The sequence below is a fragment of the Pseudomonas fungipugnans genome (assembly GCF_029955235.1).
Lineage (GTDB): Bacteria > Pseudomonadota > Gammaproteobacteria > Pseudomonadales > Pseudomonadaceae > Aquipseudomonas > Aquipseudomonas fungipugnans.
In genome coordinates this window covers 1,501,514-1,515,845 of sequence record NZ_JARBWL010000002.1, presented here as the reverse complement: position 1 = coordinate 1,515,845, position 14,332 = coordinate 1,501,514, and the positions used below count along the sequence as shown (strand labels likewise).

16 protein-coding genes are annotated in these 14,332 nt (G+C 61.0%); 5 read left to right on the top strand and 11 right to left on the bottom strand.

Going from position 1 to position 14,332, the window contains the following annotated elements; all coding sequences use genetic code 11:
- Position 1: 1 nt before the first annotated feature.
- Positions 2 to 1,102: an efflux RND transporter periplasmic adaptor subunit gene (locus tag POF45_RS21680; RefSeq protein WP_259499835.1), complete on the bottom strand. Its 1,101-nt coding sequence runs from the start codon at positions 1,100 to 1,102 to the stop codon at positions 2 to 4.
- Positions 1,103 to 1,195: 93 nt separating this feature from the next.
- On the opposite strand from POF45_RS21680, the gene POF45_RS21675 reads away from it, so the two are divergent.
- Entirely contained in the window at positions 1,196 to 1,840 is a 645-nt protein-coding gene (locus tag POF45_RS21675; protein ID WP_259499833.1) for a TetR/AcrR family transcriptional regulator, read from the top strand.
- A 108-nt stretch (positions 1,841 to 1,948) separates the two neighbouring features.
- Here the strand turns inward: POF45_RS21675 and POF45_RS21670 are convergent, their stop codons facing one another.
- Positions 1,949 to 2,731 carry a class I SAM-dependent methyltransferase gene (locus POF45_RS21670; RefSeq protein WP_431978613.1) on the bottom strand — a complete coding sequence of 261 codons (783 nt, stop codon included), beginning with the start codon at positions 2,729 to 2,731 and terminating at the stop codon, positions 1,949 to 1,951.
- A gap of 94 nt (positions 2,732 to 2,825) precedes the next feature.
- On the opposite strand from POF45_RS21670, the gene POF45_RS21665 reads away from it, so the two are divergent.
- Positions 2,826 to 3,446 carry an energy transducer TonB gene (locus POF45_RS21665; protein ID WP_282316687.1) on the top strand — a complete coding sequence of 207 codons (621 nt, stop codon included), beginning with the start codon at positions 2,826 to 2,828 and terminating at the stop codon, positions 3,444 to 3,446.
- 7 nt (positions 3,447 to 3,453) lie between these two features.
- On the opposite strand, the gene POF45_RS21660 is transcribed toward POF45_RS21665, so the two are convergent.
- The 7 genes from POF45_RS21660 to ppc all read right to left on the bottom strand — a co-directional run bounded on the left by POF45_RS21660 (position 3,454) and on the right by ppc (position 10,739).
- On the bottom strand, positions 3,454 to 4,149 hold the full coding sequence (locus POF45_RS21660; protein WP_282316686.1) for an extensin-like domain-containing protein: 696 nt from the start codon (positions 4,147 to 4,149) through the stop codon (positions 3,454 to 3,456).
- A gap of 2 nt (positions 4,150 to 4,151) precedes the next feature.
- The gene (locus POF45_RS21655; RefSeq protein ID WP_282316684.1) at positions 4,152 to 4,973 is read right to left on the bottom strand and encodes an isocitrate lyase/PEP mutase family protein; all 822 of its coding nucleotides are present in this window, start codon (positions 4,971 to 4,973) and stop codon (positions 4,152 to 4,154) included.
- Positions 4,974 to 5,006: 33 nt separating this feature from the next.
- Positions 5,007 to 5,867 carry a DUF72 domain-containing protein gene (locus POF45_RS21650; RefSeq protein ID WP_282316683.1) on the bottom strand — a complete coding sequence of 287 codons (861 nt, stop codon included), beginning with the start codon at positions 5,865 to 5,867 and terminating at the stop codon, positions 5,007 to 5,009.
- The gene (locus tag POF45_RS21645) at positions 5,867 to 6,172 is read right to left on the bottom strand and encodes a hypothetical protein (RefSeq protein ID WP_282316682.1); all 306 of its coding nucleotides are present in this window, start codon (positions 6,170 to 6,172) and stop codon (positions 5,867 to 5,869) included. Before POF45_RS21645 ends, POF45_RS21650 begins: the two co-directional genes overlap by 1 nt.
- Positions 6,173 to 6,405: 233 nt before the next feature.
- Entirely contained in the window at positions 6,406 to 7,080 is a 675-nt protein-coding gene (gene tsaB / locus POF45_RS21640) for a tRNA (adenosine(37)-N6)-threonylcarbamoyltransferase complex dimerization subunit type 1 TsaB (RefSeq protein WP_282316681.1), read from the bottom strand.
- Between the two features lie 93 nt (positions 7,081 to 7,173).
- Positions 7,174 to 7,821, bottom strand: a complete 648-nt coding sequence (adk, locus tag POF45_RS21635; protein ID WP_259499819.1) for an adenylate kinase — start codon at positions 7,819 to 7,821, stop codon at positions 7,174 to 7,176.
- A gap of 287 nt (positions 7,822 to 8,108) precedes the next feature.
- Complete coding sequence (gene ppc / locus POF45_RS21630) at positions 8,109 to 10,739, bottom strand: phosphoenolpyruvate carboxylase (protein ID WP_282316680.1); 2,631 nt, start codon at positions 10,737 to 10,739, stop codon at positions 8,109 to 8,111.
- A 201-nt stretch (positions 10,740 to 10,940) separates the two neighbouring features.
- Here ppc and POF45_RS21625 point away from each other — a divergent pair, with 201 nt between their 5' ends.
- From POF45_RS21625 to lptF, 3 genes are all read left to right on the top strand, one after another.
- Positions 10,941 to 11,285 carry a pilin assembly protein gene (locus POF45_RS21625; protein ID WP_259499815.1) on the top strand — a complete coding sequence of 115 codons (345 nt, stop codon included), beginning with the start codon at positions 10,941 to 10,943 and terminating at the stop codon, positions 11,283 to 11,285.
- A gap of 318 nt (positions 11,286 to 11,603) precedes the next feature.
- Positions 11,604 to 12,017: a DUF4398 domain-containing protein gene (locus tag POF45_RS21620; protein ID WP_259499814.1), complete on the top strand. Its 414-nt coding sequence runs from the start codon at positions 11,604 to 11,606 to the stop codon at positions 12,015 to 12,017.
- A gap of 54 nt (positions 12,018 to 12,071) precedes the next feature.
- Positions 12,072 to 12,860, top strand: a complete 789-nt coding sequence (gene lptF / locus POF45_RS21615) for a lipotoxin F family OmpA-related lipoprotein LptF (RefSeq protein ID WP_259499813.1) — start codon at positions 12,072 to 12,074, stop codon at positions 12,858 to 12,860.
- Positions 12,861 to 12,965: 105 nt separating this feature from the next.
- Here the strand turns inward: lptF and POF45_RS21610 are convergent, their stop codons facing one another.
- Both POF45_RS21610 and POF45_RS21605 read right to left on the bottom strand, forming a co-directional pair.
- Positions 12,966 to 13,295, bottom strand: a complete 330-nt coding sequence (locus POF45_RS21610; RefSeq protein ID WP_259499811.1) for a PA3694 family proteiin — start codon at positions 13,293 to 13,295, stop codon at positions 12,966 to 12,968.
- Positions 13,292 to 14,206 carry an alpha/beta hydrolase gene (locus POF45_RS21605; protein WP_259499809.1) on the bottom strand — a complete coding sequence of 305 codons (915 nt, stop codon included), beginning with the start codon at positions 14,204 to 14,206 and terminating at the stop codon, positions 13,292 to 13,294. The genes POF45_RS21610 and POF45_RS21605 overlap by 4 nt, the downstream gene beginning before the upstream one ends.
- Positions 14,207 to 14,332 lie beyond the last annotated feature (126 nt).

Below are 14,332 nucleotides of genomic sequence, written 5' to 3'. Positions count from 1 at the left end.
ACTACTCCTTGGCCGCCAGATTGACCACGCGGTTGGAGCGATCCACCGGGCGCACCTGCTGCCCGTCGTAGAGCACATGCACGCCAGCCGCCACCACCCAGTCGCTGGCATTCAGGCCTTCAATCACCGGCACGGTCTTCTCGCCGAAGGCGCCGACGCGCACCGGGGCCTTCTTCACGGTGTTGTTGGCGCTGACAACCCACACATAGGTCGCGCCATTTTCAGCGGTCACCGCTGACAGCGGTACGGACAACGGCACCGACTGCGCAGTCTGGATAAACACCCGGGCACTCTGGCCGAGTTCGGCGGGGACTTTGCCGGCAGTGAAGGCAATGCGCGCGGCGAAGGTGCGCGATTTTGGATCGGCCGCTGGCGACAGTTCGCGGATGCGTCCGGTAAAACGCTGATCAGGCTGGGTCCACAGCTCGACCGTCACCGGCTGATCGACCTTGAAGCGGCCGAAACTCTGCTCCGGCAGGCTGATCGACACTTCGCGCTCGCCATCGGTGGCGAGGGTAAACACCGTTTGCCCGGCCGCCACCACCTGCCCGACTTCCACCGAGCGCCTGGCCACCACGCCATCCTGCGGCGCACGCAGCACCGCATAGCTGGCCTGGTTGGTGGAAACGTTGAACTCGGCCTTGATCTGCTTGAGGCGCGCCTCACCGGACCGGAAGAGGTTTTCAGAATTGTCGTACGCCGACCGGCTGACCATCTGACGGTCCATCAGGGTCTTGTACCGATCACGCTCGGCGCGCACCAGGCTCAGGTTGGCTTCGGCGGCAGCAACCTGAGCGCGAGTGGCTTCCAGTTGCAGGCGCACATCTTGCGGATCAAGTTCGGCCAGCGGTTGATCCGCTTTGACACGCTGACCTTCCTCGACCAGTCGTCGGCTGACTTTGCCGCCAATGCGAAAGGCCAGATCCGGCTCGTAGCGAGCACGGACTTCACCAGGATAACTTTCCATCGCCTGCGCCGAAGGCTCTGGCTGCACCACCATGGCCGGACGCACGCTGCTTTGCGCTGCCTCTTCCTGACCGCATGCGGACAATAAAAAAGCCAGGCTGACTGGCAATGCAAGGGGCAAGGCATAGCGCAACATGGTGATGGACCTTCGCTAATGGTGCTTGGAATAATTATACTGGTCGGTATGTTATTAATAGCAAACTCACCAGTCCAGTATTAAAAGCGAAGAATGTCGAACAATCTTTCAGCACCCAACGGCCCGGGCCGTCCCAAGGATCTGGTCAAGCGCCAGGCGATCCTCGATGCGGCGAAAATCCTGTTTCTCAGCAAGGGGTATTCGAGTACCAGCATGGATGCCGTAGCCACTGAAGCCGGGGTGTCGAAGCTGACGGTCTACAGCCACTTCAACGACAAGGAGACGCTGTTTTGCGCAGCCGTGGTCGCCAAATGCGAGGAACAACTGCCGCCGCTGTTCTTCGAATTGTCGGACGGCATCGCGGTGGAAAGTGTGTTGCTGAACATTGCTCGCGGTTTTCATCAACTGATCAACAGTGATGAATCGGTGAACCTGCACCGTTTGATGATGAGCCTGGGCAGCCTGGACCCGAGACTGTCGCAGATCTTCTTCGAAGCAGGGCCGGAGCGCATGTTGAATGGCATGGAACGGCTGCTGGCTCACATCGATCAGACCGGTGCGCTGAGCATCGATAAACCGCGCAATGCCGCCGAGCATTTCTTCTGCCTGCTCAAGGGCGCGGGTAATTTTCGGGTGTTGTATGGCTGCGGGGAGCCGCTGACCGGGGATGCGGCCGAGGAGCATGTGCGCGAAGTGGTGGGGTTGTTTATGCGGGCTTATCAACCTGAGACAGTCTGATCGCTTTTCAGTGTTTCGACGGACGCCTTCGCGAGCAGGCTCGCTCCCACGTTGGAATGCGGGTTCCTTGTGGGAGCGAGCCTGCTCGCGAAGGGCGCAACTCGGTCTTTAAGGTTTGAGCGCCTTCTTCGGATAAATATCATACCGACTGGATTTCCCGTCCAGCGCATGACTCGGCTTGGGCCCCTCGATGCAAGGCGCCTTGCGCGGTCGCTTGACCACCACCCGATGGCTGGCCAATGCCAACGCTGCTTCAAGCAAGGCCGGCGCATCCGGGTCATCCCCGACCAGTGGCCGGAACAGGCGCATTTCCTTCTTCACCAGTGCGGTTTTCTCACGGTGCGGGAACATCGGGTCAAGGTAGATCACCTGCGGTGGCTCGCCTTCCCAGTTGCGCATCACTTCAATCGAGTTGCCCTTGAGCAAACGCATCCGCGCAACGATCGGCGCGACATCAAAATCCTCGGCGCCGCGAGCCAGGCCGTCTTCGAGCAACGCGCCAATCAGCGGCTGGCGCTCGATCAGGCTCATCTCGCAGCCCAGGCTGGCCAGCACGAACGCATCCTTGCCCAGCCCCGCCGTAGCATCCAGCACTCGTGGGCGCACGCCCTGAGCGATGCCGACCGCCTTGGCGATCATCTGCCCGGTGCCACCACCGAACAAACGGCGATGTGCCGCGCCGCCCTCAACGAAGTCGACCCGCACCGGCCCTGGTGCGTCCGGCCCCAGTTGTTGCAGCTGCAAGCCCTGCTCGCCCACCTGCAAGGCAAATTCGCCATCATCCACCTGCAACGGCAAGCCCAGGCGCTCGGCCCATTGCTCGGCCTGTGGCTGAAACGCCGGGGCCGAGGCCTCGACATGGATGCGGCAGGCCGCAGGTTGCTCAATCATGGGAAAACACGCTCAAAAAATTAATGATCGGCAAAAAACGTCCGATAACAAAACTATCGAGCATTTTGCCAGAGCTGAGCGTCGACCGAGAGAAATGTCAGACATTCAAAGCACATCCGTTGGTTATATATCGCGTCACGGCGATTATGGCCTGCGAAACTCGCAAGCACTGAGCGGCGTCAGTCACCTGTGGCAGGATTTTTTTGCCCAGGCCCTGGCCGAACAGTCGAGTGATGTTGTGCCTGCCTGCGGCACGTTTCCACCGGTGGATCTCGACAGCCCGATAGAGCCTACCGTCGGCAGCGACCTGTACGCGCACATCGTGTCCCAACGTGAGTGCGACGTGACCGAAACCCCGGTCAGACCACCAGAGCCACTGTTCCTGCCGATTGCCGAGTTCGAAATGGACCTGGCCGACAAACCGTTCCCGCCGTTCCCGCCAGAAGAAATCGCCGCACAACAGAAACAACAGAACTTCGAAAGCGGCTGGGTGCGCCCGATCGTGCTCAATGCCGGTCAGCCGCTGCCAACGCCTGGCGCCGCGCCGCAACCGCGTCCACTGCACCTGCCGATTGCCGAGTTCGAACTCGATCTGCTGGACAAGCCGTTCCCGCCGTTCTCGCCAGAAGAAGTGGTGGAACAACAGAAACAACTCGATTTCGACAACGGCTGGGCGCGCCCGATCGTTCTGCAGAACCTGCGCATCGCCGCTTGAGCGAACCTCAGCGACACACCCACCACGGCCCGACATCCAGATGAAAGTGATTGCGATGGGCCGCGTTGTAGTCCGGACTCAGCACCACACTGAACACGTCGCACGCGCCATCACGGACCTGACGTAGAAACTTGGCGTCCTGATTATCCTTCGGCCAGTCCTTGAGTACGCTGATGGTTCGACCGTCTGCCAGGCGAAAACCGGCGATATCCAGCGCATTGGCACTGGCATGCTGACTGCGAACAGCATTCTGGCGGTTGTAGATATTGCGGCAGGCGAAACTGCCGAGGTGATCGACGCGGGTCACCGCCTGGCCGTAAACCGCCTGTGACGCTGGCTGCAACGCATGCCGCTCGAAGAGTGCAAAGGCTACGGCCAACGGACAACTGGCGAGAAAACTGCTGCTCAGGGTTACCTCGCCACCTTGCACACGCACCGTGTTGGTCAGCGGGCATGCGCCGTCCGGGCTGTTGGCCTGTCGGGTTACATGCAGACCCGAAGTGCTCAGGGCCTGATCGCACAACTGCGGATCATCGCGCAGAAGCATCAGCTTGTAACGGGTCAACAGGTTCGGCATGGCGTTCACGTCCAGCGGCGCCCAGGGATTCCACTGCGCCGGCACCGCGATCCATTCGCGCCAGACGCTCACTCCCGCCGCACCGATGATCAACACCATCAGCAGCAGTCCCTTCGCAAACCGCATTGTCAGCCTTTGAACAGTTTATTGGCCTGCGCATACGGCATAGAACGCGACGTAAAGCTGAACGTACCCGAAGTCTTGATCTCTTCAGCCGCGCGAAAGAACTCGCCATATGCTGCCAGGGCCAGCGCCGAACCGACGCTGATGCGTTTGACGCCCATCTCGCTCAACTGCTCGACCGTCAGCTTGAGGCCACCGGACATCAACACATTGACCGGTTTCGGCGCCACGGCACGAACCACCGCCAACACGTCTTCAGCGCTACGCAGACCGGGCGCATACAGCACGTCGGCCCCCGCCTCGGCGAACGCCTGCAAGCGGCGGATGGTGTCGGCGAGGTCCGGGTTGCCGTGCAAAAAATTCTCGGCACGGGCGGTCAACGTGAAAGGGAAAGGCAGGCTGCGAGCCGCCGCTACAGCAGATTCGACGCGCGCCACGGCATGTTCGAAGCAGTAGATCGGTGCTTCTTCGCGACCCGTGGCATCTTCGATCGAGCCGCCAACGGCGCCCGCCTCGGCAGCGCGAATAATACTTTGTGCGGATTCGGCGGGGTCGTCAGCGAAACCGTTTTCCAGGTCCACCGCCACCGGCAGATCGGTCGCCGAGACAATCGCACGAACGTTGGCCAGGGTATCGTCCAGCGTCAACGCGCCATCGGGGCGAGCGTTGGAAAAGGCATAGCCGGCGCTGGTGGTGGCCAGCGCCTCGAAGCCAAGACTGGCGAGCATTTTCGCCGACCCGGCGTCCCAGGGATTGGGAATGACAAAAGCCCCGGCGCGTTCATGCAATGCCTTGAACGCCTGGGCTCTAAGGGTTTGCGCATCCATTGGCAGGCTCCTGTGAAGAGGAATGAATCCGCTTCAGAGCAACCCAAGTTGTTCGGCCGCGGGCTCTCTGTATAGCTCAGGCAGCGGCGGCAAGCCAGGCAACCGCAGCATCAGTTTTGCGTGAAAACGCTGCGCGAGTTTCGCTGCCAGCAGGTTGTCGGCAGTGTGCAGGAAGATATACGGCGTGCGCCCCTCTTCGATCCATACGGCAATCTTTTCCACCCACGGCACCAGGAACGTGTCGTTGGCCTCAAGCTGCGGATGGCCGATGAAGCGCACCTGCGGGAATTGAGTGAAGGCGGCGGGACGCGTCGGCACCCGGGGCTTTTTCGATTGCGCGTGCAGCACCGACGGCTCGGTGGAGGTGCAACTGAACAGCGCACGCGGATCCAGGCAGATGCGTTCGACGCCGCGATCCAGCAGCAGGCGATTGAGCATGCGCTCATCATCGCCCTTGGCGAAAAACGCGTCATGGCGCACTTCGACTGCCAGAGGCCGGTCAATCGCGTCGATAAAACCGGCCAGTTCCGACAGTCGCTGCGGGGTAAAACTTTTGGACAACTGCAACCACAGCGGCGAGACTCGCTGGCCGAGAGGCTTGAGCAACTGCATAAAGGTCTCGGCGCCAGTCAATTGATCGCGCAGGTCGCCGCTGTGGCTGATGTCACCGGGAAACTTGGCGGTGAAGCGAAAGTGTTCGGGCATGGTCTCGGCCCAACGTTGCACGGTAGTGGCAGCCGGGCTCGCGTAGAAGGTCGTGTTGCCTTCAACGGCGTTGAACACTTGGGAATAGAGATTTAGAAATTCAGCGGGTCTGGCGTCTTGCGGATACAGATAGTCGCGCCAGGCGTTTTCACTCCAGGACGGGCAACCGAGGTAGTAAGGCAGCAACATCAGATGTACAGATCGAGACCCAGCACGTCCGTATCCCAATCGACAAACCCGGCAGTACTCAGGTAGCTGGCCAGGGCCATCGCCACGCTTTTGCTCATGGCGCGATGGTAAATCAGGTCTTGCTGGCGGGCGGGCAGATTGCTCAGGCGTTGCGCAGAGGCTTTGGCGGCGCGGGCGGCCAGTTGCTCTTCAGTCGGGAATTCCAGCTCGCCGTCGATATCGACTGACTCGTCTTCCGCCACATGGCCTTTGCGAGGCTTGCGCTTGATGGGGTAGGACTGAGAGGAAAGGCCGTCTATACGCATAAGTGCATGCTCGGTATCAGTGATGGCAGTTTAGTGGCGCTTTCGCCACTTCGCAAACAGCCGAGTGATAACTAGAACACATAAAAGGAAAAAGGTTTAAGGATGGCGTTTAGAAACTGACGATTGGCGGCGGTGCGCAGGCTGCCAATCGCGAGCAAGCTCGCTCCCACATGATACTCACAGACCCTGTGGGAGCGAGCTTGCTCGCGATTGGGCCAACTCGGTACTGCGGCTTAACGAGCCTTTGGGGTGGCCACTTTGTCGCGCAGATAAACCGGCTGAGCCTCATCCGCCACAATCGCCTCGCCCCGCTCCCAGGCGAATCGCGCCAGGGTCAGCAGGTCTTCGGCATGCGGCAACATTCCAGCGTCCTGCCCGCTCAGGCTGACACCGATCCGCTCCGCGTAACCCCAGCCCGTGCCTGCGCCAAACCAGTCGCCGCTGGCTTCGGCAGGCAATGCTGCAACCTCCGGCGGCAACACGGCTTCCTTGCCGACCAGACGCATCTCCCCCGCCGTTTCGCGGTAGCAGCCCCAATACACCTCATCCATCCGCGCATCGATGGCGGACGCGACCTGGCTGGCGCCGTGTTCACGATAAGCCCGCTGCGCCAACACCGCCAGGTTGGACACCGGCAACACCGGACGGTCCAGCGCAAACGCCAGCCCCTGCACCACACCAATCGCGATCCGCACCCCGGTGAATGCCCCCGGCCCACGGCCAAACGCAATAGCGTCCACCGCTTGCAGGGTGGTGCCGGCGTCGGCCAGCAGTTGCTGGATCATCGGCAGCAGCTTCTGCGCATGCAGGCGCGGGATCACCTCGTAATGGCTCGTAACTTTGCCGTCATGCAGCAAGGCAACGGAGCAAGCTTCAGTCGCGGTGTCCAGGGCCAGCAAGGTGCTCATCGATGTTTCCGTAAGAGAGTTCAGAAAAAGTGCGCCAGTATAAACAACTACGGCCCGCAAGCGGGCCGTAGAAGATGAAGCGGATCAGACTTTTCAGCTCAGTGCTTCAAGCACCTTGCCGGTGATCGCTTCTACCGAGCCGACGCCAGCAATGTGGCTGTACTTCGGCTTGCCCTGGGCAGCGGCGAGGTTCTGGTAGAACGCCACCAGCGGCTTGGTCTGCGAATGGTAGACCGACAGACGATGGCGAACGGTTTCTTCGGTGTCGTCCTTGCGCTGGACAAGGGCTTCACCGGTGATGTCGTCCTTGCCGGCGATTTTCGGCGGGTTGTAGACGGTGTGGTACACACGGCCGCTGGCCTCGTGAACGCGACGACCCGCAATACGCTGAACGATTTCTTCGTCATCAACCGCGATTTCGACCACGTTGTCCAGCTCCACGCCGGCCTTCACCAGGGCTTCAGCCTGAGGAATGGTGCGCGGGAAACCGTCGAACAGGAAACCGTTGGCGCAATCAGCCTGGCTGATGCGTTCCTTGACCAGGTTGATGATCAGGTCGTCGGAAACCAGGCCACCGCTGTCCATGACGCTCTTGGCGATCAGGCCCAGCTCGGTGCCAGCCTTGACCGCAGCTCGCAGCATGTCGCCGGTGGAGATTTGCGGGATGCCGAATTTTTCGGTGATGAACTTAGCCTGAGTACCTTTACCGGCCCCGGGAGCTCCCAGCAGAATGACGCGCATCGATGTGCTCCTCAAATTTTTTATATGGATAACGTCAGATTCGCCTCGTGGGGCCAATCTCAAAAATAGGGTCGTGGCCGCCCAAACGGCCAAAGGCTGATCAAGATACACAGCAGGCTGCGACCACACAAGACGCCAAAAGTCGGAGAAACCGTTGTCTGCCGCGACCTTGCGACGAGGTGCACCAAGTCGCAACCCCACCATCAAGTGTCGCCTGACAAACCTTTTCTGCGTGTTTCAGGCAACCGGCCCGCCCTGGCGCCGGATGCCACCCCCACGGCAAAACCTTAGCCGGTATTACGTAAACCGGCGGCAATACCTGCCACAGACACCAGCAACGCCTGTTCTACCGGGCTGTCCTGTGCCGCATCCTGTTGCCGCGAACGGGCCAACAGCTCGGCCTGCAACAGATGCAGCGGGTCGAGGTAGGTGTTGCGCAGGCGGATGAACTCAAGCGTATCAGGGCTATGCGCCAGCAGTTGCGACTGACCAGTCAGCCCAAGGACCACTGTGCACGCCTGCGACAATAGGTCGCGTAAATGGGCGCCCAACGGCAGCAATTCCGGCTCCACCAGACGCTCGTCATAGGACCTGGCGATGTCCGCGTCGGCTTTGGCCAGCACCATCTCAAGCATGTCGATGCGCGTACGGAAAAACGGCCACTGCTCGCGCATCTGCCCCAGCAGGTCGCCTTCGCCGCGCCCCAGCGCCTTGCTCAGCGCCGCTTCCCAGCCGAGCCAGGCCGGTAGCATCAGGCGGGTCTGGGTCCAGCCGAAGATCCACGGGATGGCTCGCAGGCTTTCAATCCCGCCAGCGCGACGTTTGGCCGGGCGGCTGCCCAAGGGCAAACGACCCAGTTCCTGCTCCGGCGTGGACTGGCGGAAATACTCGACGAACTGCGGATTTTCCCGCACCACGGCGCGGTACGCACTGACACCGTCTGCCGCCAGTTCATCCATCAAATGGCGCCACGCAGGCTCCGGTGGCGGCGGCGGCAGCAAAGTCGCTTCCAGCACCGCTGCCAGATACAAATTGAGGTTCTGCTCGGCGATGTCCGGCAGGCCGAATTTGAAACGGATCATTTCGCCCTGTTCGGTGGTGCGGAAGCGCCCCGCCACCGACCCTGGCGGCTGCGACAGAATGGCCGCGTGCGCCGGGCCGCCACCACGGCCCACGGTGCCGCCGCGACCGTGGAACAGCAACAGTTCCACTTGCTGTTCGCGGCAGATGTCCACCAGCCGCTCCTGCGCCCGATACTGCGCCCACGCCGCCGCTGTCGTGCCGGCATCCTTGGCCGAGTCGGAGTAGCCGATCATCACTTCCTGGGGCCCTTGCAGGCGCGAACGATAGCCCGGCAGCAGCAACAATTTTTCAATCACCGGACCCGCGTTATCCAGGTCGGCGAGCGTTTCAAACAGCGGCACCACGCGCATCGGCCGCAACACCCCGGCCTCTTTGAGCAGCAACTGCACGGCCAGCACGTCGGAAGCGGCGCCGGCCATGGAAATCACATACGAGCCAAGGGATGCGCCCGGTGCGGCAGCGATTTCCCGGCACGTCGCCAGCACTTCGGCGGTGTCGGCGGACGGTTTGAAGTACGCCGGCAGCAAGGGCCGACGGTTGTTCTGTTCGCGCATCAGGAAGGCGATGCGCTCTTCTTCGCTCCAGTCTTCGTAACGCCCAAGGCCCAGATAATCGGTGATTTCGGTCATGGCGGCGGTATGGCGCGACGAGTCCTGACGCACATCAAGGCGCACCAGGAACAGGCCGAACGTCACCGCCCGGCGCAGGCAATCGAGCAGCGGGCCATCGGCGATCACGCCCATGCCGCACTCATGCAGCGAGTGGTAGCACAGCTCCAGCGGATCGAGCAGTTCTCGGTTGTTCTGCAGCACATCGGCGGTGGCTGGCGTGTTGACTTTCAACGCGGCCTGCGCCCAGTTGCGCGTCGCCCGCAGGCGTTCGCGCAATTGCTTGAGTACCGCCCGGTATGGTTCGGCGCTGTCCCCGGCCTTGGCTTTCAGGTCATCGCTGGCCTGCTGCATCGACAGCTCGGCGGCCAGCTGATCAATATCGCGCAGGTACAGATCAGCCGCCATCCAGCGCGCCAGCAGCAGTACTTCGCGGGTAACGGGCGCGGTGACATTCGGGTTGCCGTCGCGGTCGCCGCCCATCCACGAGGCAAAACGAATCGGCGCCGCTTGCAATGGCAGGCGCAGGCCAGTGGCCGCGTGCAGCGCCTGATCGGCCTTGCGCAAGTAGTTGGGAATCGCCTGCCACAGCGAGTGCTCAATCACCGCAAAGCCCCATTTGGCTTCGTCAACCGGCGTCGGGCGGGTGCGGCGGATTTCTTCGGTGTGCCAGGCTTCGGCGATCAGGCGTTGCAGCTTGATCTGGATCTGTTCGCGCTCGGCGCTGGTCAGGTCGCGATGATCCTGGGCAGCCAGTTGCGCGGCGATGGCGTCGTATTTCTGGATCAACGTGCGACGGGCGACTTCGGTCGGGTGCGCAGTGAGCACCAGCTCGATCTCCAGGCGCCCCAGTTGCCGGGCCAGGGATTCGGCGCTGTGGCCTTCAGCGCGCAGGCGGGCAAGCAGTTCCGGCAGCACGCGGGCCTCGAACGGCGCCGGCTGAGATTCTTCGCGGCGGTGAATCAGCTGATATTGCTCGGCGATATTGGCCAGGTTGAGGAACTGGTTGAACGCCCGCGCCACCGGCAGCAGCTCGTCTTCGCTCAGCTGGTTGAGGCTGGCACTGAGTTCGGCGTCCATCGAACCGCGTCGGTCGGCTTTGGCGCCTTTGCGAATCTGCTCGATCTTGTCGAGAAACTCGTCCCCGTACTGCTCACGTATGGTGTTGCCCAACAGCTCACCCAACAGGTGAACATCCTCGCGCAAGCGTGCATCAATATCGGTCATCAGCAGTTCTCCAGCAAAAATCCGGGCGGCTATGAACCTCAAGAGTGCCGTTGTAAGGCGGTTCTTACAAGCAGACGAAAAAGGGACTTTAAACCTTATGACTTGAAGCTAGTCTCAACAGTAAGCCGTACAACGGCTTGCCACCGGCCGCTGCCGGACACTCAACCGGCCTGCCACGAGCAGGCGCGCCATGAGGTCATCATGAAAATCCGCGAGCTAGCCCAGCACTGGGAAGAAAACGCCAAGGGTCGCCTGACCGACACGGGTTATGAAATTCATCTGGACGTGGAAGCCGCTGCGCGACTGGCCGCTATCACCGAAATGTACCCAAAACGCCACCGGGAAGAGCTGCTCGGCGAATTGATCGGTGCTGCATTGGAGGAGCTGGAAGCGAGCTTTCCGTATGTGAAAGGCCAGACGGTGGTCGCCACGGACGAAGAAGGCGATCCGCTGTATGAAGACGTCGGCCCGACGCCGCGTTTTCTGACGTTGTCGCGTCGGCATTTGCATGATCTGGCTGCGGGCGACGACAAGCAGAAACATTGATCCTGAGGCATTCACCCTGTGGGAGCGAGCCTTGCTCGCTCCCACAGGGTTCGCATTCCCCTTCGAAAATGGGCTATTCCCGCGTCTGAAAAACGCCGGGAATACCACTTCACACCGCCAAAGTTCCCGGTTTAGAGCCTTGTCCGTTCGGTCAAAGTTTTTTCAGGCCATGGGCCATCTTCTCTGAACTTTTGAAAAACGCCTCGGGTCGTACCCATTAACCACGCCTGGTACGGTCGTTTCAAAACACCGCGTGGTGATTGCACGGTGACGGCACAGCAAACCAGGCTGGATTTGATGTTTTTCAGGAGCTATCTAATGGAGTTGAAGACCATGAAGACCCGTACTGCCAAATCCTCGTTCGCCAACCTGCGCGGTCTGAAACTGGCTGCCCTGGCCCTCGGCAGCACCTTCGTGCTCGCCGGTTGCGCTGGCAACCCGCCGACCGAGCAATACGCGGTGACTCAATCGGCCGTCAACAGCGCGGTCAGCGCCGGTGGCACCGAGTTCGCAGCGGTGGAAATGAAGTCCGCCCAGGACAAGCTCAAACAAGCCGAAATCGCGATGCACGACAAGAAGTACGACGAAGCCAAGCGTCTGGCCGAACAGGCTGAATGGGACGCTCGCGTCGCTGAACGCAAGGCTCAGGCCGCCAAAGCCGAGCAGGCTCTGAAGGACTCCCAGAAAGGTGTTCAGGAACTGCGTCAGGAAGGCATGCGCAGCGTGCAATAAGCCGCTGTCGACAGCCCCACGTATTTCGAAATCGATTAAAAGGACGAAAATATTATGCGTAAACAATTGATGATCCCTGCCCTGCTGGCTGCAAGTGTTGCTCTGGCTGCCTGCTCCACGCCGCCGAACAGCAATTTGAACAACGCTCGTACCAACTACGAAGGCCTGCAGGCCAATCCACAAGCCAGCAAAGTCGCGGCGCTGGAAACCAAAGACGCCAGCGATTATCTGGACAAGGCGGAGAAGGCCTATCAGGACAAACAGGATGCGTCGAAAGTCGACCAACTGGCTTACCTGACCAATCAGCGTGTTGAAGTGGCCAAGCAGACCATCGCCCTGCGCACCGCTGAAGCCAATCTGAAAAACGCCGGTGACCAGCGCGCCCGCGCCATCCTCGATTCGCGCAACGCGCAGATCAAACAGCTGCAGGACAGCCTCAACGCCAAGCAGACCGATCGCGGTACGCTGGTGACCTTCGGTGACGTGCTGTTCGCCACCAACAAGGCTGACCTGAAGTCCACCGGCCTGGTCAACATCAACAAGCTGGCGCAATTCCTCCAGGAAAACCCGGACCGTAAAGTGATTATCGAAGGCTACACCGACAGCACCGGCGCACCGGGCTACAACCAGTCGCTGTCCGAGCGCCGTGCGACTTCGGTACAAGTGGCGCTGATCAAGATGGGCGTCGATCCTTCGCGCATCGTCGTGCAGGGTTATGGCAAGGAATACCCGGTTGCCGACAACGGCAGCGTATCGGGCCGTGCAATGAATCGTCGGGTGGAAGTGACCATTTCCAACGACAACCAGCCGGTGGTGCCACGTTCGGCGGTCAGCTCGAACTAAGCGCCACGCTGTAACGCAAAAGCCCCCGCCTGAGTGATCAGGCGGGGGCTTTTTGGTGGCCGTTCACAAAATCCCACAGTAGTGATGTGGTGCCCACGGGATTTGTTACGGCTCCAGCTTCTGCGGAGTCTCCTGCCCCATGCACCGCACTGCTTTTTTCTGCGCATTGACCAGCACGCCGGTCAGGCCTTTCTGTTCGGTGTCGAACAGCACCAGCACGCCGTCGATACATTGTGCGACCTGCGGCGCCGGGTCGAGGGAGACTTTGTAGTCTTCGCCCGGCACGGTCTTGAGCATGGTGAATTCGTTGAGCAGCAACGCATCCTCAGGCTTGGCGAAGTGCAGGTAGCCGTAGTACCACAGGCAACCGACGGTGCCGATGATGCTGCAGATACCGGTGATGATCAGCGGGATGGCGTTACGTTCTTCACTCATTGCGGACTCTCTGGTGGTTCATCTTTTGAATTCGTCGGCACCGGGTAATTGGGGATTTCCCCCAGGCGCCGCAGGCCGTTGAAATGCTGCGGGTCTTCCAGATAGCGCAGCATGACGGTGCGCCAGACCGGATCGGCAAAGGTCTGCACATGACCGCCACGGGTCAGTTGCAGCACGCGCGGTGGCGGCGCAGCTTGATACAGACGGATGCCGTTGGAAAGGGGCACGAGCTGGTCGTCGATGCTGTGGTAGATCAGTTTCGGCACGCCGTTGAGTTGCGCCATGGAGTTGATCGCACTGTCGCCGTCCGGCACCAGCCACGACAGCGGCACCTGGAATGGCCAGGTCAGCCACGACGTGGTGAGGGCATAGCGTCCGACATCGCGGTAGCTGGCGGGCGCCCCGTCGAGTACCAATGCCTTGAGTTGGCGCTGACGCTGCGGGTGCTGAACCAGATAGTGCACGGCCATCGAGCCGCCGAGGCTCTGGCCCAGCACGATCAGCGGCTTGCCTTTGACCTCGGGGGCCTGGTCGAGCCATTTGAACGCGGCGTCGATGTCCTGATAGATCGCCGGCAGGCTTGGCTTGCCTTCGGACAGGCCATAACCGCGATAGTCCACCAGCAATACCTGGTAACCCGCCTCCGGCAACCACCAACTGCCGCCCAGGTGCATGGAGAGATTGCCGCCGTTGCCGTGCAGGTGCAGCACGGTGCCTTTGACTTCGACGCCCTGTTTGGCCGGCAACCACCAGCCGTGCAGCTTGAGGCCGTCGGCGGTGGTCAGGGTGACGTCACGAAATTGAAGATGAGCTTTTTCGGGAGTGAACGGCTGGCCGGGTTCGGGGTAGAACAGCAGCGAGCTGCAACCGCTCAGGGTCAGGAGAAGGCAGAAAATGCCGAGGATTCGCATCCGTTGGAACCTCGCAGAGATAGATTGGATAGCAGTTCCTGTGGGAGCGGGCTTGTCCGCGATGGGGCCGGTACATCCAACATCTATGTTGTCTGTCAGTCCGCAATCGCGGGCAAGCCCGTTCCC